The organism is Streptomyces phaeoluteigriseus (genome assembly GCF_001896135.2).
In the GTDB taxonomy this organism is placed as follows: domain Bacteria; phylum Actinomycetota; class Actinomycetes; order Streptomycetales; family Streptomycetaceae; genus Streptomyces; species Streptomyces phaeoluteigriseus.
Genome location: NZ_MPOH02000016.1, coordinates 175,209 through 194,585, shown reverse-complemented (window position 1 = coordinate 194,585; position 19,377 = coordinate 175,209). Strand labels below are relative to the sequence as shown.

Annotated in this window: 11 protein-coding genes and 4 pseudogenes; 11 read left to right on the top strand and 4 right to left on the bottom strand. The window is 73.2% G+C overall.

The window, feature by feature from the left end:
• Nucleotides 1-43: 43 nt before the first annotated feature.
• Nucleotides 44-241, bottom strand: a complete 198-nt coding sequence (locus tag BM536_RS25580; RefSeq protein WP_073497887.1) for a hypothetical protein — start codon at nucleotides 239-241, stop codon at nucleotides 44-46.
• Between the two features lie 200 nt (nucleotides 242-441).
• Here BM536_RS25580 and BM536_RS25575 point away from each other — a divergent pair, with 200 nt between their 5' ends.
• From BM536_RS25575 to BM536_RS25565, 3 genes are all read left to right on the top strand, one after another.
• Entirely contained in the window at nucleotides 442-1,710 is a 1,269-nt protein-coding gene (locus BM536_RS25575; RefSeq protein WP_094103640.1) for a histidine kinase, read from the top strand.
• Nucleotides 1,711-1,800: 90 nt separating this feature from the next.
• The gene (locus tag BM536_RS25570; RefSeq protein WP_094103559.1) at nucleotides 1,801-2,469 is read left to right on the top strand and encodes a response regulator; all 669 of its coding nucleotides are present in this window, start codon (nucleotides 1,801-1,803) and stop codon (nucleotides 2,467-2,469) included.
• 73 nt (nucleotides 2,470-2,542) lie between these two features.
• Nucleotides 2,543-3,730 carry a cytochrome P450 family protein gene (locus tag BM536_RS25565; protein ID WP_094103558.1) on the top strand — a complete coding sequence of 396 codons (1,188 nt, stop codon included), beginning with the start codon at nucleotides 2,543-2,545 and terminating at the stop codon, nucleotides 3,728-3,730.
• Between the two features lie 269 nt (nucleotides 3,731-3,999).
• On the opposite strand, the gene BM536_RS25560 is transcribed toward BM536_RS25565, so the two are convergent.
• A complete protein-coding gene (locus tag BM536_RS25560) occupies nucleotides 4,000-5,031 on the bottom strand; it encodes a Gfo/Idh/MocA family protein (protein ID WP_073497903.1) in 1,032 nt (343 codons plus the stop codon).
• A 130-nt stretch (nucleotides 5,032-5,161) separates the two neighbouring features.
• Here BM536_RS25560 and BM536_RS25555 point away from each other — a divergent pair, with 130 nt between their 5' ends.
• From BM536_RS25555 to BM536_RS25520, 8 genes and pseudogenes are all read left to right on the top strand, one after another.
• Nucleotides 5,162-5,899: a GntR family transcriptional regulator gene (locus tag BM536_RS25555; RefSeq protein ID WP_094103639.1), complete on the top strand. Its 738-nt coding sequence runs from the start codon at nucleotides 5,162-5,164 to the stop codon at nucleotides 5,897-5,899.
• 170 nt (nucleotides 5,900-6,069) lie between these two features.
• A pseudogene (locus tag BM536_RS25550) lies at nucleotides 6,070-7,073 on the top strand (sugar ABC transporter substrate-binding protein).
• Entirely contained in the window at nucleotides 7,070-8,101 is a 1,032-nt protein-coding gene (locus tag BM536_RS25545; protein ID WP_073497898.1) for an ABC transporter permease, read from the top strand. The pseudogene BM536_RS25550 and the gene BM536_RS25545 overlap by 4 nt, the downstream one beginning before the upstream one ends.
• Nucleotides 8,098-8,904 (top strand): ATP-binding cassette domain-containing protein, encoded by an 807-nt coding sequence (locus tag BM536_RS25540; RefSeq protein ID WP_073497896.1) that lies wholly within the window; start codon nucleotides 8,098-8,100, stop codon nucleotides 8,902-8,904. The genes BM536_RS25545 and BM536_RS25540 overlap by 4 nt, the downstream gene beginning before the upstream one ends.
• Nucleotides 8,905-9,149: 245 nt before the next feature.
• Nucleotides 9,150-10,300, top strand: a pseudogene (locus BM536_RS25535) (ROK family glucokinase).
• The gene (locus tag BM536_RS25530; protein ID WP_094103557.1) at nucleotides 10,297-10,890 is read left to right on the top strand and encodes a sugar kinase; all 594 of its coding nucleotides are present in this window, start codon (nucleotides 10,297-10,299) and stop codon (nucleotides 10,888-10,890) included. The pseudogene BM536_RS25535 and the gene BM536_RS25530 overlap by 4 nt, the downstream one beginning before the upstream one ends.
• Before the next feature lie 129 nt (nucleotides 10,891-11,019).
• Nucleotides 11,020-13,861, top strand: a pseudogene (locus BM536_RS25525) (DEAD/DEAH box helicase).
• 842 nt (nucleotides 13,862-14,703) lie between these two features.
• Nucleotides 14,704-15,971: pseudogene (locus BM536_RS25520) on the top strand (SWIM zinc finger family protein).
• Nucleotides 15,972-16,024: 53 nt separating this feature from the next.
• Here the strand turns inward: BM536_RS25520 and BM536_RS25515 are convergent.
• The gene (locus BM536_RS25515; protein WP_094103556.1) at nucleotides 16,025-16,744 is read right to left on the bottom strand and encodes a polyamine aminopropyltransferase; all 720 of its coding nucleotides are present in this window, start codon (nucleotides 16,742-16,744) and stop codon (nucleotides 16,025-16,027) included.
• A gap of 71 nt (nucleotides 16,745-16,815) precedes the next feature.
• A complete protein-coding gene (locus BM536_RS25510; RefSeq protein ID WP_073497889.1) occupies nucleotides 16,816-18,501 on the bottom strand; it encodes a ribonuclease J in 1,686 nt (561 codons plus the stop codon).
• Between the last annotated feature and the right edge of the window lie 876 nt (nucleotides 18,502-19,377).

Here is a 19,377-nt window from a genome sequence, read left to right as displayed (position 1 = left end):
GGTGACCCGTTCCCCGGCGACCGGTTCGGCCGCCGGAGCCGGCTCAGCAGTCGTGGTCGACCGCGGCGGCGAACAGGGCGAACGCGAGCACCAGGAGCGCGACGCTCGCGTAGACCTCGTAGCCGTCGAGGACACCGAGCCGCTGCACGAGTCCCCAGTCCAGGTCGGTGAACTCGTGCACCAGGCCGGCGACGCCCTGCACCAGGGCGATGAATCCGAGTACCTCCAGAAGCTGCTTCATACCCCGGACCCTCGCCCCGCGGTCCCCCCACACACATCGGCCGCGGGGCGAGACGCTCGCGACGGAAGGCTCTCGTCGGCGGTGCGCAGTACACCGTCGGTCGGCGGCGGTGCGACTTTCGTCGGTGTCCGTCCGGCGCAGGTCGCCGATCCCGGCCGAGGAAGGGTGAGGCGGCCCCGAGCTGCGTAGATTTGTCGACCATGAGGGGTGACGACCGGCCGACGCCGGCACCGGAGGCAGCGATCTTCCCGACGCGGCGATGGCTGCTGCCGTCCGCCGTGGCCGCGGAAGCGGACCCGGACGCCGTACGGCCGGGCAAGGCGCCCCGTCGCACCGCGCGCGACTGGCTCGTCGACTTCACCTGTTTCGTGCTGGCCGTCGTCCTCGGCCTGGTGGTGGCCGACACGCTCACCGAGCAGGAGAACCTCCCGCACTCCCTCGTCGTCGCCGACCAGCTGCTGGGCGCGCTGGCCTGCGCCGCCGTGTGGCTGCGCCGTCGCTGGCCCTTCGGCCTCGCCGCCGCGACGATCCCCCTCGCCTTCCTCTCCACGACCTCGGCCGGCGCCTGCACGATCGCCCTCTTCACCCTCGCCGTGCACCGGCCCTTCCGGTACGTCGCCTGGGTCGGCGGTCTCCAGCTCGCCGTGATCCCGCTGCTGGTGTGGGCCCGCCCGGACCCCGACCTGGAGTACGGGCCGGCCGTGGTGTGGACCGTGCTGATCACCGTCGCGGTGATCGGCTGGGGCATGCTCGTGCGCTCCAGGCGGCAGCTCATGCTGAGCCTGCGCGACCGGGCCCGGCGCGCGGAGACGGAGGCCCGGCTGCGGGCCGAGCAGGCGCAGCGGCTGGCCCGTGAGGCCATCGCCCGGGAGATGCACGACGTGCTCGCCCACCGGCTCACCCTGCTCAGCGTGCACGCCGGCGCGCTGGAGTTCCGGCCGGACGCGCCCCGCGAGGAGATCGTGCGCGCGGCCGGGGTCATCCGGGAGAGCGCCCACGAGGCCCTCCAGGACCTGCGGGAGATCATCGGCGTGCTCAGGGCCGGCGAACACGACGACGCGGGCCGACCGCAGCCGACCCTGGCCGCCCTGGACGCGCTGGTCGCCGAGTCCCGCGAGGCGGGCATGAAGGTCACCCTCGACCAGCGCGTCAGCGACCCGGGTGCCGTGCCCGCCTCCGTCGGCCGCACCGCCTACCGCATCACCCAGGAGTGCCTCACCAACACCCGCAAGCACGCGCCGGGCGCGGAGGCCGCCGTCGTGGTGGTCGGCGCTCCCGGAGAGGGCCTCACGGTGACCGTCCGCAACCCCGCCCCGGAGGGCGACGTCCCGCCCGTCCCCGGCTCCGGCCAGGGCCTGATCGGCCTCACCGAACGCGCGGCCCTCACCGGCGGCCGCCTGGAGCACGGGCCGCGGGAGGACGGCGGCTTCGAGGTACGGGCCTGGCTGCCGTGGCCCCTGACCACGTGACGGCGGCCACGGCGACCGCCGACCGCCGATTGCCGACCGCCGACCGCCGAGGGCCAACTCCCCGGCGCCGAGCGTGATTACGTGGGGCCCATGACTGCGATCAGACTCCTCCTCGTCGACGACGACCCCCTGGTACGAGCCGGTCTGTCCCTCATGATGGGCGGCGCCGAGGACATCGAGATCGTCGGTGAGGCCGCCGACGGCGGCGAGGTCGAGGCGCTGGTCGACCGCACCCGCCCCGACGTCGTCCTGATGGACATCCGGATGCCGTCGGTGGACGGCCTGACCGCCACCCGGCGGCTGCGTGCCCGTGAGGACGCCCCACAGGTCGTCGTCCTCACCACCTTCCACGCCGACGAGCACGTGCTGCGCGCCCTGCGCGCGGGCGCCGCCGGGTTCGTCCTCAAGGACACCCCGCCCGCCCGGATCGTCGAGGCGGTACGCCGGGTCGCGGCCGGCGACCCCGTCCTGTCGCCCACCGTCACCCGCCAGTTGATGGCCCACGTGGCCGGCACCGCCGCCGACGACCGCCGGGCACGCGCGCGTGCCCGGATCGCTGTCCTGGGCGAACGGGAACGCGAGGTCACGGTCGCCGTCGGGCGCGGCCTGTCCAACGCCGAGATCGCCGCCGCACTGTTCATGAGTGTCGCCACCGTCAAGACCCACGTCTCCCGTGTCCTGGCCAAGCTCGACCTCAACAACCGGGTGCAGATCGCCCTGCTGGCGTACGACGCGGGACTGCTGGAGGACGAGGACTGAACCGCGATCCGCCCGGCGGAGTGGGCACTCGGGAGCCGCCCCGGCCGTTGGAGCGGTGACGGGAGGGGACGGCATGACGGTGGAGACGATCGACCTGGCGGAGTTCGGCGAGGGGTTCCGACGCGACCCGCATCCGGTGTACGCGCATCTCAGGCGGCGCGGCCCGATCCACAAGGTGCGGCTGCCCGAGCCCGACGCCCGCCACGAGACCTGGCTCGTCGTGGGACACGAGGAGGCGCGCGCCGCGCTCGCCGACCCCCGGCTCGCCAAGGACGGCAGCCGGATCGGCGTGACCTTCCTCGACGAGGAGCTGATCGGCAAGTACCTCCTGACCGCCGACCCGCCCCAGCACACGCGCCTGCGCGCGCTCGTCTCCCGCGCCTTCACCATGCGCCGCGTGGAGGAACTGCGCCCGAGGATCCAGCGGATCACCGACGACCTGCTCGACGCGATGCTCCCGCACGGCCGCGCCGACCTCGTGGACTCCCTCGCCTACCCGCTGCCGATCACCGTCATCTGCGAGCTGCTCGGCATCCCCGAGATCGACCGCACGGAGTTCCGCAAGCTGTCCACCGAGGCCGTCGCCCCCTCCAGCGGGGCCGAGGAGTACGACGCCTTCGTCAGGCTCGCCGAGTACCTCACGGAGCTGATCGAGGACAAGCGCGCCGCCGGACCCGCCGACGACCTGCTCAGCGACCTCATCCGCACCACCGCCGAGGACGGTGACCGCCTCTCGCCCGGCGAGCTGCGCGGCATGGCGTTCGTCCTGCTCATCGCCGGCCACGAGACGACGGTCAACCTCATCACCAACGCCGTCCACGCCCTCCTCGCACACCCCGGCCAACTCGCCGACCTGCGTGTCGACATGACCCTCCTCGACGGCGCGATCGAGGAGACCCTGCGCTACGAGGGCCCGGTGGAGAACGCCACCTTTCGCTTCGCCGCCGAGCCCCTGGTGATCGCCGGCACATCCGTCGCCCAGGGCGACGGCGTGATGATCGGCCTCACCGCCGCCGACCGCGACGGCGCCCGCTACCCGGCCCCGGACCGCTTCGACATACGCCGCGACACCCGCGGCCACCTAGCCTTCGGCCACGGCCTCCACTACTGCCTGGGCGCTCCCCTGGCCCGCCTGGAGGCCCGCACCGCCCTGCGCTCCCTCCTCGAGCGTGCCCCCGGACTCGCCCTGGACGGCCCACCCGGCGAGTGGCTGCCGGGCATGCTGATGCGGGGCGTGCGGAGCCTGCCGGTGCGCTGGTAGCCGGCGGAAGGGAGCGGACCCCACGAGGAGCGCTCCGGCCTGCCGCGACCCGCTCCCGGCCTGCCGCGACCCGCCCGGTCGGGGAGCGCCCTGACGTCACCGCCGGCCGTCCGGCCGTTTCGACCCGCCCCCGCCGCCCCGCCGCCCCCGCCGGCACGGGACAGCGGGCCTTCGGCCGGATGATCGGCGCAGGGGAGTGGGCGAGGGCGCCGCGGCCTCGGGCCCGGCGCTCCTACGGCCCCTACGTCCCTACATCCCCTACGACGTCCCTACGCCCCCGGCGTCCCCGTCGCCTCCGGTGCCGCAGGGATCTCCGCCAGCGACACGGCCCTGCGCTCCCGTCGGGACACCTCGCAGGCCTCGGCGATCCGGAGGGCCTGGAGGGCCTCGCGGCCGTCGCAGGGGTTGGGCCGTCCGCCCCGTACGACATCGACGAAGGCGATCAGCTCCGCCTCGTACGCGGGCCCGAAGCGCTCCAGGAACCCGGTCCACGGTTTGTCGGCGGCCGGGGGACCCGTCGGCTCGGTGGAGGCGATCGGTGTGCGGTCGTCGAGTCCCACCACGACCTGGTCGAGTTCCCCGGCCAGCTCCATGCGGACGTCGTACCCGGCGCCGTTCAGCCGTGTCGCCGTGGCCGTGGCGAGGGTGCCGTCGTCGAGGGTGAGGACCGCGGCCGCGGTGTCGACATCGCCCGCGGCGCGGAACATCGCGGGCCCGGCGTCCGACCCGGCGGCGTACACCTCCGCCACCTCGCGGCCGGTCACCCAGCGCAGTGCGTCGAAGTCGTGGATCAGCGCGTCCCGGAACAGGCCGCCGGACACCGGCAGCCACGCGGCGGGCGGCGGCGACTGGTCGGAGGTCACCGCGCGCACGGTGTGCAGCCGCCCGAGCCGCCCCGAGCGCACCGCCTCCCGGGCGCCCGTGTACCCGGCGTCGAAGCGGCGCTGGAACCCCATCTGGAGGGTCGTTCCGGCTGCCTCGACCTCGGCGATCGCCGCCAGGGTGCCCGCCAGGTCCAGGGCTATGGGCTTCTCGCAGAACACCGGGAGCCCGGAGCGTGCCGCCCGGCCGATGAGTTCGGCGTGCGCCGAGGTCGCGGTGGTGATCACCACCGCGTCCACGCCCCACCGGAAGATCTCGTCGACCCCGGGGGCGGCCGTCTCGCCCAGCCGCAGCGCCAGATCCGCGGCCCGCGCGGGTTCCGCGTCCGTCAGGATGAGGGATCCGACCTCGCGGTGACGGCTGAGTGTGTTCGCATGAATGGTGCCGATGCGGCCCGTCCCGATGACCCCGATGCGCATGGAATCAAGGTGACCTCGCAGGCCGCACCCTGTCAATGCGTTTGTCCGGACAATCGGACTACACGACTTCCCGTCAACCGGCCACGGAGCTACGCTCGGCCCCGTGCCGAAACCAGAGGTGGACCCGACCGTGCAGCTCGAACTCCGTGTGGACCGAAGCTCTCCGGTGCCGTTGTACTTCCAGCTGTCCCAGCAACTGGAGGCGGCGATCGAGCACGGGGCGCTCACCCCCGGCAGCCTGCTGGGCAACGAGATCGAGCTGGCGGCCCGGCTCGGCCTGTCCCGCCCCACCGTCCGCCAGGCGATCCAGTCCCTCGTGGACAAGGGCCTGCTGGTCCGCCGCCGGGGTGTCGGGACCCAGGTCGTGCACAGCCAGGTCAAGCGCCCCCTGGAACTGAGCAGCCTCTACGACGACCTGGAGGCGGCGGGCCAGCGCCCCGCGACGACGGTCCTGATCAACACCGTCGTCCCCGCGTCCGCCGAGGTCGCGGCCGCACTCGCGGTCGCCGAGGGCAGCGAGGTGCACCGCGTGGAGCGGCTGCGGCTCGCGCACGGGGAGCCGATGGCGTACCTCTCCAACCACCTGCCGTCCGGCCTGCTGGACCTGGACACCGCCCAACTGGAGGCCACGGGCCTGTACCGGATGATGCGGTCGGCCGGAATCACCCTGCACAGCGCCCGCCAGTCCATCGGCGCCCGCGCCGCCACCGCCGCCGAGGCCGAGCGCCTCGCCGAGCCGGAGGGCGCCCCGCTGCTCACCATGCAGCGCACGACGTTCGACGACACGGGCCGCGCGGTCGAGTTCGGCGACCACATCTACCGCCCGGCCCGCTACTCCTTCGAGTTCCAGCTGCTCGTGCGGCCGTAGCACCCCTCCCGGGGAGCCGCCCTGGTCGCAATGTCCGGACAATGCGACCGACTCGCGATCCCCGGCCACGAGACGCATGATCCCCGTGTTCGATACTGGGGCGTTTGCGTCCGGTGAGAGAACGCCGGACGCGCGCGTACGTCGGAACACGGCAAGAAGGGCACGGCCTCGTGGCACGTTCTGGGACCTGGACAGGGATCGCCTTGGCGGGGGTGCTCTGCGTCTCCCTCGCGGGATGCAGCAGTACCGGGGGAAAGCGTGCCGAGGACGCCCGTGAGGCCGCGGCCGCGCAGGGCAGGGCAGCGGTGAACACCCCCCGCTGGACCTTCGCGATGATCACCCACTCGGGCGATGGCGACACCTTCTGGGACATCGTCCAGAGCGGCGCGAAGCAGGCCGCCGTCAAGGACAACATCAACTTCCTGTACTCCCACGACGACGAGGCCCAGCAGCAGGCGCAACTCGTCGACGCGGCGATCGACAAGCGGGTCGACGGCATCATCGTCACCCTCGCCAAGCCCGACGCGATGAAGGCCGCCCTCGCCCGCGCCCGCAAGGCCGGCATCCCCGTGATCACGGTGAACTCCGGCTCGCCGAGTCGAAGGCGTTCGGCGCGCTCACCCACATCGGCCAGGACGAGACGATCGCCGGCGAGGCCGTCGGCGAGGAGCTGAACCAGCGCGGGAAGAAGAAGGCGATCTGCGTCCTTCACGAGCAGGGCAACGTCGGCCACGAGCAGCGCTGCGACGGCGTCGCCAAGACCTTCGCCGGCCCGGTGTCCGACCTCTACGTCACCGGCACCAGCATGCCCGACGTGCAGTCCGCGATCGAGGCCAAGCTCCAGGCCGACCCGTCGATCGACGCCGTCGTCACCCTCGGCGCGCCGTACGCCGACACCGCCGTGAAGGCCAGGGAGGGCGCCGGCAGCAAGGCCGAGATCGACACCTTCGACCTCAACGCCAAGGTCGCCGCCGGTCTGGCGGACGACTCCCTCGGCTTCGCCGTCGACCAGCAGCCGTACCTCCAGGGCTACCAGGCCGTCGACCTGCTGTGGCTGTACAAGTACAACGGCGACGTCCTCGGCGGCGGCAAGCCCGTCCTGACCGGCCCGCAGATCATCACCGAGGACCAGGCGGACGAGCTGGCCGAGTACACCGAGCGGGGCACCCGATGAGCACGCTCGCCCCGGACGAGCGGCTGCTCCGGGTCTCTCCGCTGCGCAAGCTCCTCGGCCGCCCCGAGCTGGGCTCGGTCGTCGGCGCGCTCGCGGTGTTCGTCTTCTTCGCCTTCGCCGCCGACAGCTTCCTGCGCGCGAGCAGCCTCAGCACGGTCCTGTACGCCTCCTCGACGATCGGCATCATGGCCGTCCCGGTCGCGCTGCTGATGATCGGCGGCGAGTTCGACCTCTCGGCCGGCGTGATGGTCACGTCCTCGGCGCTGGTGTCGTCGATGTTCAGTTACCAGATGACGGCGAACGTCTGGGTCGGCGTCGGCGTCTCGCTCCTGGTCACCCTGGCCATCGGCGCCTTCAACGGCTTCATGCTGACCCGCACGAAGCTGCCCAGCTTCATCATCACGCTCGGCACCTTCCTGATGCTGACCGGCATGAACCTCGGCTTCACCAAGCTGATCGACGGCACCGTCTCGACGAAGACCATCGCCGACATGGAGGGCTTCCCCGCCGCCAGGGACGTCTTCGCGTCCACCCTGACCGTCGGCGACGTCAACTTCAAGATCACGATCCTGTGGTGGTTCGGCCTGGTCGCGGTGGCCTCCTGGATCCTCCTGCGCACCCGCGCCGGCAACTGGATCTTCGCCGTCGGCGGCAACCAGGACGCGGCCCGCGCGGTCGGCGTCCCCGTCGCGAAGACCAAGATCGGCCTCTACATGGGCGTCGCGTTCGGCGCCTGGATCTCGGGCCAGCACCTGCTGTTCTCGTACGACGTCGTCCAGTCCGGCGAGGGCGTCGGCAACGAGCTGATCTACATCATCGCGGCCGTCATCGGCGGCTGCCTGATCACCGGCGGCTACGGCAGCGCGGCCGGATCGGCGGTGGGCGCGCTGATCTTCGGCATGACGAGCAAGGGCATCGTCTTCGCCGAGTGGAACCCCGACTGGTTCAAGTTCTTCCTCGGAGCGATGCTGCTCCTCGCGACCCTGCTCAACGCCTGGGTCCGCAAGCGCGCGGAGGCCACCACATGACGCCGGCGACGACCCCGACCGACAGCCGTACGCCGCTCGTGGAGCTGTCCGGCGTCAGCAAGCACTACGGCAACGTCCGCGCCCTCGAAGGGGTCTCCCTGGAGGTCCACGGGGGCGAGATCACCTGCGTCCTCGGCGACAACGGCGCGGGCAAGTCCACCCTCATCAAGATCATCGCCGGGCTGCACGGGCACGACGCCGGCACCCTGAGCCTCGACGGCGAGGAGACCCGGCTGTCCTCCCCGCGCGAGGCCCTGGACCGCGGTATCGCCACCGTCTACCAGGACCTGGCCGTCGTCCCGCTGATGCCGGTCTGGCGCAACTTCTTCCTCGGCTCGGAACCCCGCAAGGGCACCGGCCCCCTCAAGCGCATGGACGTCGATCTCATGCGCCGCACCACCCACGCCGAACTCCTGCGCATGGGCATCGACCTGCGCGACGTCGACCAGCCCATCGGCACCCTCTCCGGCGGCGAACGCCAGTGCGTGGCCATCGCCCGCGCGGTGTACTTCGGCGCCAAGGTCCTGGTCCTCGACGAGCCCACGGCCGCGCTGGGCGTCAAGCAGTCCGGCGTGGTCCTGAAGTACGTGGCCGCCGCCCGCGACCAGGGCCTGGGTGTCGTACTGATCACCCACAACCCCCACCACGCCTACCTGGTCGGCGACCGGTTCGTCCTCCTGAAGAGGGGCACGATGGTGGGCAACCACGCCCGCGATGAGACGACCCTCGACGACCTCACCCGGCAGATGGCGGGCGGAAGCGACCTGGACGATCTGCGGCACGAGCTGGAACGCGCCCCGTAGGAGGACGGGGCCGGGTCCACGTGCGGCTCCGCCGCGGGCGCGCGCAAAGCCGACGACGGGCCTGCGGCCGGCAACCGGCCCGGCCCGACCCCGAGTCTCCCGCGTTCGGTATCCGGTCCGGTCCTCGGGCTTCCCGCGTTCGGCAACCGGCCCGACCCCCGGGCCTCCCGCGTCCGGCAACCGGTCCGGCTCCCTGGCCTCCCGCGTTCGGCACCGCGGGTACCCGTGCGGCAGAATCGGCCGTGATGAGCACCTACCGCGACCTCACCGCCCCCATCGGCTCCCGCCGAGCCACCGCGCTGCGCACGGCCGGCACCCGCGAGCGCCGTTCCCACCTGACCGCACCCCGGGTGCCCACGGTCGGGATCGACATCGGCGGCACCAAGGTCATGGCGGGCGTCGTCGACGCGGACGGCAACATCCTGGAGAAGCTCCGCACCGAGACCCCGGACAAGTCCAAGAGCCCCAAGGTCGTCGAGGACACGATCGTCGAACTGGTCCTGGACCTGTCCGACCGGCACGATGTGCACGCGGTCGGTATCGGCGCGGCCGGCTGGGTCGACGCCGACCGCAACCGCGTCCTGTTCGCCCCCCACCTGTCCTGGCGCAACGAGCCGCTGCGCGACCGCATCGCCGACCGCCTCGCGGTGCCCGTCCTCGTCGACAACGACGCCAACACCGCCGCCTGGGCGGAGTGGCGCTTCGGCGCCGGCCGCGGCGAGGACCACCTCGTCATGATCACCCTCGGGACCGGCATCGGCGGCGCCATCCTGGAGGACGGCCAGGTCAAGCGCGGCAAGTACGGCGTCGCGGGCGAGTTCGGCCATATGCAGGTCGTGCCCGGCGGCCACCGCTGCCCGTGCGGCAACCGCGGCTGCTGGGAGCAGTACAGCTCCGGCAACGCGCTGGTCAGAGAGGCGCGCGAACTGGCCGCGGCGGACTCCCCGGTGGCGTACGGGATCATCGAGCATGTCAAGGGCAACATCGGCGACATCACCGGCCCGATGATCACCGAACTGGCCCGCGAGGGCGACGCCATGTGCACCGAGCTGCTCCAGGACATCGGCCAGTGGCTCGGCGTCGGCATCGCCAACCTGGCCGCCGCCCTCGACCCGTCCTGCTTCGTGATCGGCGGCGGCGTCTCGGCCGCCGACGATCTGCTCATCGGCCCGCGCGGGACGCGTTCAAGCGGCAGCTCACCGGGCGCGGCTACCGCCCCGAGGCCCGGATCGTCCGCGCCCAGCTCGGCCCCGAGGCCGGCATGGTCGGCGCCGCCGACCTGGCCCGCCTGGTCGCCCGCCGCTTCCGGCGCGCCAAGCGCCGCCGCGTGGAGCGCTTCGAGCGCTACGAACGGTTCGCCGAGGCCGCCCGCCGCGCCACCCGGGACACCGCATGACGGCCGCCCCGCCCCACCGCTCCGCGTCCTCGGACGGGCCGTCCCGCCCGCCCGAGACCCGCGGCCACGTGATCCGCCGCCGCGCGCTCACCCTGCTGATCATCGGTCTGCTCATCGGCGTCCCGGCCGGCTACCTGGTGATCTCCGCCAACCAGAGCCGCGACAGCGGTAAGGACAAGGAGGCGAAGTACTCGGCGACCGGCCTCACCGAGGCCTGGCCCTCCAAGGTCCAGCAGCGCCTCTACCAGGTGCCGGTCCCGCACCCGGCGAACAAGGTCGCCTACTACGAGACGAACAACTGGCGCACCAGCCGTCTCTACGTCCAGTTCCAGACCACCCACGAGGGACTGGACGCCTTCCTCGCCGCACTCGGCTACAGCCGGTCCGACCTGAAGAAGGACGACATCACCATCAGCGAGCGCGACCGGTCCATCACCGGCTGGAAGTTCTCCGGACCGGGCTCCCGGCCCGGCGACTACTACGGCTTCGTCCGCAGGCAGAAGGCCCCCCAGCCCACCCAGGACGTGGTGGTGAACACCGGGAACGCCATCTACCCGATGGTGTACGTCGTCTCGCGCACCGTCCCCTAGGGCACCGGCCCCAGCCCCCGCGCGCCCCGTCGTCCACGCGGGGCCGGCGGCCCGGAGCCGATTGTCAGACCCCGCCCGTAGAGTCGAAGACGACTGATCCGACACGCGGGCGGGAGGTGGACACAGCGCATGAGGGAAACGACCGCGGTCGCCGGGCACCCGGCGGAGCCGATCGGCGCGCGCCTCGCCGCCGTCTTCCTGCCCGCGCCCCTCCCGCGCGAGGGGCGGATCGCCTTCTGGGACCCCGACGACGGCCCGCTGCCCGACCCCGCGCCCGCCGGCCGCACCGAGCTGACCGAGCTGACCGTCGTCCGCCGCCACGGGACCTCGGTCCGCCGCCGGCAGACCCCCGCCCTGTCGCTGCCCGTCGAGGCGGCCCTCCCGTTCCTGGTGCGCGCCCGGCACGACCCCGCAGCCCACCCCGCGACCGCCTGCTGGGGCGCCGCCGCCCTGCACGCCCTGCGGCTCGCCGCCCGCGGCCGGCTGCTGCCCGGCCTCACCCCGGCAGGCCATGACGCCTGGCGGCCGGCCCGCTCGAACCGGAGGACATCGCGCACCTGCGCGCGGTCGCCGCCGCCCTGCCCTGCGAGGGCCATGCCGTGCCGCTGCCCGGCCCCGGCCCGCTCCGGCTGCCGCAGCCCGAGGCGCTGATGCGCTCCTTCCTGGACGCCGTCGCCGACACCCTGCCCCGCACCCCGGCCGCACCCCACGCCTCCGGAAAGCCCTTCGCCGACCGCCGGCCGCAGCGGCCTGCCGCGCCCGCGACTGGGCGGCCGAGGTCGCCGCCGGCATGGACGCGGGCGTGCGGATCTCCCTGCGCCTCGACCTGTCGGCGTACGACCTGTTCGACGACGGCGGTGAGGGAGCCCGCCGCGCCGGTGCCGCCGTCGTCCAGGTCCACAGCCTCGCCGACCCGACCCTGGTGACCGACGCGGCTGCCCTGTGGGCGGGTCGGGCGGACGCCGCCTTCGGGGCCCGCGCCCGCGTGGACGCGGCCCTCGCCGTCCGGCGTGCCGCCCGCGTCTGGGCCCCCCTCGCCCGCCTCGCCGACCAGGACGCACCCGACGTCCTGGCCCTGTCCGAGGACGAGCTGAACGACCTCCTCGGCGTGGCCGCGACCCGCCTCGCGGCGGCCGGGGTCGCCGTGCACTGGCCGCGCGACCTCGCCCAGGACCTCAGCGCGACCGCCGTCGTACGGCCCGCTCCCGGCTCCGCGACGGACGGCACCGGCTTCTTCGAGAGCGAGGACCTGCTCCAGTTCCGCTGGCAGCTGGCCCTCGGTGGCGACCCCCTCAGCGAGGCCGAGATGGACACCCTCGCCGAGGCACACCGACCCGTCGTCCGGCTGCGTGACCAGTGGGTCCTCGTCGATCCGGCCCTCGTCCGCAAGGCCCGCAAACGCGAACTGGGCCTGCTGGACCCGGTGGACGCCCTGTCCGTCGCCCTCACCGGCACCGCCGACGTCGACGGCGAGACCGTCGAGGCGGTTCCCGTCGGCGCCCTGGCCACCCTGCGCGACCGCCTCACCGCCGGCATCCGACCCGCCGAGCCGCCCGCCGGCCTCGACGCCACCCTGCGCGACTACCAGCTGCGCGGCCTGGCCTGGCTCGACCTCATGACCTCCCTCGGCCTCGGCGGCTGCCTCGCCGACGACATGGGCCTCGGCAAGACGGTCACCCTCATCGCCCTCCACCTGCGCCGGGCCCGCCCCGAACCCACCCTGGTGGTCTGCCCCGCCTCCCTCCTCGGCAACTGGCAGCGGGAGATCAACCGCTTCGCCCCCGGCGTCCCCGTCCGCCGCTTCCACGGCGCCGACCGCAGCCTGGACGGCCTCACCGGCGGCTTCGTCCTCACCACCTACGGCACCATGCGTTCGGCCGCCACCACCCTGGCCCGGCAGCCCTGGGGCATGGTCGTCGCCGACGAGGCCCAGCACGTCAAGAACCCCTTCTCGGCGACCGCGAAGGCCCTGCGCACCATTCCCGCACCCGCGCGCGTGGCGCTCACCGGCACCCCCGTCGAGAACAACCTCTCCGAGCTGTGGGCCCTCCTCGACTGGACGACCCCCGGCCTGCTCGGCCCCCTGAAGGCCTTCCGCGCCCGCCACGCGCGCGCCGTGGAGAACGGCGAGGACGAGGAGGCCGTCCAGCGCCTCGCCCGCCTGGTCCGCCCCTTCCTGCTGCGCCGCAAGAAGTCCGACCCCGGCATCGTCCCCGAGCTGCCGCCCAAGACCGAGACCGACCACCCGGTCCCGCTCACCCGCGAACAGGCCGCGCTGTACGAGGCGGTGGTGCGCGAGTCGCTGGACGTCATCGAGACGGCGAACGGCATCGCCCGCCGCGGCCTGGTCCTCAAGCTGCTCGGCGCGCTCAAGCAGATCTGCGACCACCCGGCGCTGTACCTCAAGGAGCAGGCCCCCGCCACGGGTGACGCCCTTGCCGCCCGCTCCGGCAAACTCGCCCTGCTGGACGAGTTGTTGGACACCCTGCTGGCCGAGGACGGCTCGGCCCTGGTCTTCACCCAGTACGTCGGCATGGCCCGGCTGATCGCCGCCCACCTCGCCGGCCGCGCGATCCCGGTGGACCTCCTGCACGGCGGCACACCGGTGCCCGAGCGCGAGCGCATGGTGGACCGTTTCCAGGACGGCGCCACCCCCGTCCTGGTCCTGTCGCTCAAGGCGGCCGGCACCGGCCTGAACCTCACCCGCGCGGGCCATGTCGTCCACTTCGACCGCTGGTGGAACCCGGCCGTGGAGGAACAGGCCACCGACCGCGCCTACCGCATCGGCCAGACCCAGCCCGTCCAGGTCCACCGCCTCATCACCGAGGGCACCATCGAGGACCGCATCGCCGAGATGCTCCAGGTCAAGCGCGCCCTCGCCGACGCGATCCTCGGCTCCGGCGAGTCGGCCCTCACCGAACTGACGGACCGTGAACTGTCCGACCTGGTCAGGCTGCGGAGGGAGGCGTGATGGCGGAGGACGAGCAGGACATCAGCCCGGCCGAGGCGGTCCGCCGCGCCCTGCGGGCCGCCCGGGAGCGGTCGGAGGAACCGACGCCGGCCCCGGCACCCGCGGAACCTTCGGCGCTGCCCCAGGACCAGCCTCAGGAGGTCCCCCCGGAGTCCGACGGCACCTCGTCCCGGCCGGCCGACGCCGCGCGCGCGGCCCTGCGGCGTACGACGGAGGTGCCCCGGGCCCAGGAGGAGGACCCGCCGACCGACGTACCCGCGGCGGCGGACGTCCCTGGGGCAGGCGACGTACCTCCGGCACCGGACGAGCCGGGCACGTCCGGCGTGCGGCCGTCCGGCGTGCGGCCGGGGGACGTGGCCCGGGAGGCCCTGCGCGCGGCCCGTGCACAGGCGCGGCAGACCCCGTCGGAGTCCGGGGAGCCTGGAGACGGCAGGAGCACACGCCGGACCTCGCGCGCGAGCGCCCGCCCCGTGGCGTCCGGGAGCGCCGGCCGTCCGGGCGCCCGTGTCGCCGACGCCCGCGTGCGGGACGTACGGACCTTCCTCGCGGACGCCTTCCGGATGCCACCGGAGACCGACACCGCCGACGCCGCCGAGCCCGCCGACGCCGCCGAGCCCGCGGAGCGTGAGGCCACAGCGCCCCAACCCGCCGCGCCCGAGCCCGCCCCCGCTGCCCGCTCCATGGCGGCCCCCGCGCGCGACGGCGATCACCGCCGCACCTACCCGGCCTTCCCGCCCCGGCCGGCCGACGCGGGCGACACCACCGACACCACCGACGCCACCGAGCGCGAGGCCACAGCGCCCGAACCCACCGCGCCCGAGCCCGCCCCGGCCGCCCGCTCCATGGCCGCCCCCACCCGCGACGGCGATCACCGCCGCACCTACCCCGCCTTCCCGCCCCGGCCGGCCGACGCGGGCGGCGGCTTCGCCGAGACCTGGTGGGGCAACGCCTGGGTCACGGCGCTGGAAGAGGGCGCCCTGGACGCCAAGCGGCTCGCGCGCGGGCGGGGCTACGCCGAGCAGGGACACGTGGACGCCATCACCGTCACCCCTGGCCTCGTCCTGGCGTACGTGCAGGGCAGCCGCGCCCGGCCGTACCGCGTCCAGGTACGACTGCGCACACTCGGCGACGAGGACTGGGAGCGATTCCTGGACGCCGCGGTCGAGCGGCCGGGGCACATCGCCGCGCTGCTCGACAAGGAGCTGCCGGAGTCCCTCGCCGACTGCGGCGTGCCGCTCCTGCCCGGTCCCGGCGACCTCGCCCCCCAATGCAGCTGTCCCGACCACGGACATCCCTGCAAGCACGTGGCGGCCCTCTGCTACCAGACCGCGCGGCTCCTCGACGCCGACCCGTTCGTCCTGCTCCTGCTGCGCGGCCGGGGCGAACGCGAGCTGCTCGACACGCTGTCCCGCCGCAACGCCGCACGGGCCGCCCGCGCCGCCCAGGACCAGGAACCGGAACCCGTCCCCGGCATCCGCGCCACCGACGCCCTCGCCGCACGCCGGCTCCCGCCGCTGCCGGCACCCCTGCCCGCCCCCCAGCACCCCGAACAGCCGCCCGCCTACCCCTCCGTGCCGAACGGCCCCGATTCTTTCGCCCTCGACCAGCTGGCCTCCGACGCCGCCGTCCGCGCCCACGCGCTGCTCACCACCGGCCACGACGAGATCGGCGGACTGACCCTGTGGCAGGACGCGTACGGCTCGCCGCCGCCCGCCCCGGCTCCGGGCTCACCGCCACCAGCCGCACCCTCTACGCCTCCCTCGCCACCGCCGTCGGCCGCACCCCGGCCGAACTGGCCCGCGCGGTCGCCGCCTGGCGGCAGGGCGGCCAGGACGGACTCGCCGTCCTGGAGGACCTCTGGGACCCGCCCGCCGGCCGCTTCGACCGCGCCCGCCCCCTCCTGCGCGCCGCCGACCTCCCCGCCTTCCGCCCCTGGCGCAACCACCTCACCCACCCCCGCGGCCACGTCCAGCTCCGCTTCGGCCGCGACGGCTTGTGGTACCCCTACGAATCGGAGCCCGGCCACGACGACTGGTGGCCCCGCGGCACGCCCGACACCGACCCGGTGGGCGCCCTGACGGGCCTGGGCAGCTCGGCCGACGACCTGTGAGGCACCGCGCCCTCGTCGGCCGCACGACCGCCGTGAGGCCGGGAGGGCACGCCTCAGTCTCTGCGCGCCAGGTAGACGGTGTTGGTCGCGGTGCCGCTCTGGAGCGGGTTGTCGAACTCGACGACGTGGGCCTCGACCGCCGCGAAGACGCCCGCGAGCGTGCCGGTGAACGGCTCGTCCGGCGGATCGTTGGACCACAGGGCGAAGACGCCCTCGGGGTGCAGGTGTTCGGCGAGGGCACGAAGCCCTTCCGGGCGGTACAGGGCGGCGTGGCGCGGGTTGAGCACGTGCCGCGGCGAATGGTCGATGTCCAGCAGGATCGCGTGGAAGCGGCGCCCCGGTGACCGCGGGTCCAGGCCCGCCGGGCTGCCGGCCGCCTCGAAGAAGTCCGCGTGCACCAGGCGGCAGCGCGGATCGCCGGTCAGCGTGGCGCCCAGGGGCACGAGATGACGCTCGTGCCAGTCGATGACCTCGGCGAGCGCGTCCACCACGATCAGTGAGCGCACCCGGGGGTCCTCCAGAGCTGCCCGCGCGGTGTACCCGAGGCCGAGCCCGCCCACCGCGACGTCCAGCTCGGCGCCGCCGGGCAGCCGCGCCAGCCCCAGCTCCGTCAGCGCGATCTCGCCGGCCGTGAAGAGGCTGGACATCAGGAACTCGTCGCCCAGCTTCACCTCGTACACGTCCTCGGCGAACCCCGGATACCTGCGCCGCCGCAGACTGATGTCCCCCAGCGGCGTCGGGCGCCAGTCGATCTCGTCGAAGCGCGCGCTCATCGGTGTTTCCTCGTCTCTGTCCCGGCCGCCGGCCATGGGCCGGCGGCCGGGCGGGTTCGGCCGGATCCGGGTCAGGCGTCGATGATGACGGGGATGATGAGAGGCTTGCGGCGGTGGGTGCGGAAAGCCCAGTTGGCCACGGCACGGGCGATCAGCTGTTCGAGCTGGCGCGCGTCGCCGACGCCCTCCTCGGCGGCGGTGGCCAGGGTCTTCTCGATGACGGGGATGACGGATTCGAACGTGGTCTCGTCATGGACGAAGCCGCGGGCCAGGAAGTCGGGCGCCTCGGCCAGCGCGCCGGTGTCGGCGTCGACGAGGGCCACGACGGTGACCACGCCCTCCTCGGCCAGGGTGAGACGGTCCTTGAGGGACGCCTCGGTGACGCCGCCGACCTCCGTGCCGTCCACGTACACGTTGCCCGCGGGCACCTTGCCGGTGATGGACGCGCGCCCGTCGACGAGGTCGACGACGACACCGTCCTCGGCGATGACGACCCGCTCGGGGTCGATGCCCGTACGGATGGCGAGGTCGCCGTTGGCCCGCAGGTGGCGGAACTCGCCGTGGACCGGCATGACGTTGCGCGGCTTGACGATGTTGTAGCAGTAGACGAGTTCGCCGGCGCTGGCGTGCCCGGAGACGTGCACCTTGGCGTTGCCCTTGTGGACGACGTGGGCACCCCACCGGGTCAGTCCGTTGATCACCCGGTAGATGGCGTTCTCGTTGCCGGGGATCAGCGAGCTGGCGAGCAGTACGGTGTCGCCCTCGCCGATGCGGATCATGTGGTCGCGGTTGGCCATCCGGGACAGCGCGGCCATCGGCTCGCCCTGGGAACCGGTGCACACCAGTGTGATCCGGTGGTCGGGGAGCTTCTCCAGCTCCCTGGTCGTCACGACCAGACCGGACGGGACCTTGAGATATCCCAGCTCACGGGCGATGCCCATGTTGCGGACCATCGAGCGGCCGACGAAGGCGACCTTGCGGCCGTGCTGGTGGGCGGCGTCCAGGACCTGCTGGATGCGGTGCACATGGCTGGCGAAGCTGGAGACGATGACCCGGCGCGGCGCCGTACGCATCACCTGCTCGATCGCCGGGTTCAGCTCGCGTTCCGACGTGGTGAAGCCGGGCACCTCGGCGTTGGTGGAGTCGGTGAGGAACAGGTCCACGCCCTCCTCGCCGAGCCGTGCGAAGGCACGCAGGTCGGTGATGCGGTCGTCGAGGGGGAACTGGTCCATCTTGAAGTCGCCGGTGTGCAGCACCAGTCCGGCTCCGGTACGGATCGCCACGGCGAGACCGTCCGGGATGGAGTGGTTGACCGCGACGAACTCGCACTCGAAGGGGCCGAACTTCCGCCGGTCGTCCTCCTTCACCCGAACCGTGCGCGGCCGGATGCCGTGCTCCTTGAGCTTGGCCTCCAGGAACGCCAGCGTCAGCTTCGACCCGACGACGGGAATGTCGGACCGCTCGCGCAGCAGGTAGGGCACGCCCCCGATGTGGTCCTCGTGCCCGTGGGTCAGGACGACGGCCACGATGTCGTCGAGGCGGTCCCTGATCGAGGTGAAGTCGGGAAGGATCACGTCCACCCCGGGCTGCGTCTCCTCGGGGAACAGCACGCCGCAGTCCACGATGAGCAGTTTGCCGGCGTACTCGAAGACGGTCATGTTGCGGCCGATCTCGCCCAGGCCGCCCAGGGCAACGACCCTCAAGCCTCCTGCGGGCAGCGGCGGGGGGGATTTAAGGCCAGGATGCGGATGACTCATACCTTGACGTTACCGGAGAGCCGAGCCCGTGACGTGACCGCGCCACTGTGGCCGCTCGCCCACCCCCCGGTGAGGGACCGACGCGGTGTCGGCGCTGGTCAGGCCCGGGACCGCGGCAGGGGCGGGCAACGGCCCTTACGCCGTGCCCCTCGCCGGGCCGATCACCTCGCCGATCGCCCGTGCCGGGCCGGACACCGCAGCCGGTCGTGGAAGAAGTTCGCGAGGCCGTCACAACCTGGGACCACCTGCACGGGGTTGGCCCCCGCCCGTGAGAACTCGTGGCATGCGAGACCGTGCAGGGCGTGAGTGAGACACCGACGAACACCCCGCGACACCGCTTCGACGGGCCGGAAGACGCACCACTTCTGATCCGTGAGGCCCCCCGTCGACCTGCTCCTGCGAGGGTCTTGCGCAGACGGGGACCGCGTCCGCACGCCGACGGCAACCGAGGTACGGGCATGCGCGCATGGTCTCGTCCGGCGGGTTCCAGGAAGGAACCCCCGAGACGGCGACCGCCATGAAGAAGAAGCACAGTGACCGACGAAGATCCTCGTTCGGAGGGAGGTTTCGGAGGGAGGCAGCGGCTCAGCGAGAACGCTGGAACTGCCGGGCGAACTCATTTGGCTGAGCGGGGTGACCACGTCGACCACGGCCGCGCACACGCCGGTCGCCGGTCGCCGCCTGACGTCGCCGCCGCGCCGACGGCGGGAGCTGGAGTCAGGAGCCGGCACGGCCGGGTTCGGAGAAGAGGTTTGTTCGGGCGCGATTGGTTCAGACGATGATCTGACACAGCCTTTATATGACGAAGCGGAGACGCACCATGGGCATCATCGCGTGGATCATCATCGGCCTGCTCGCCGGCGCCATCGCCAAGGC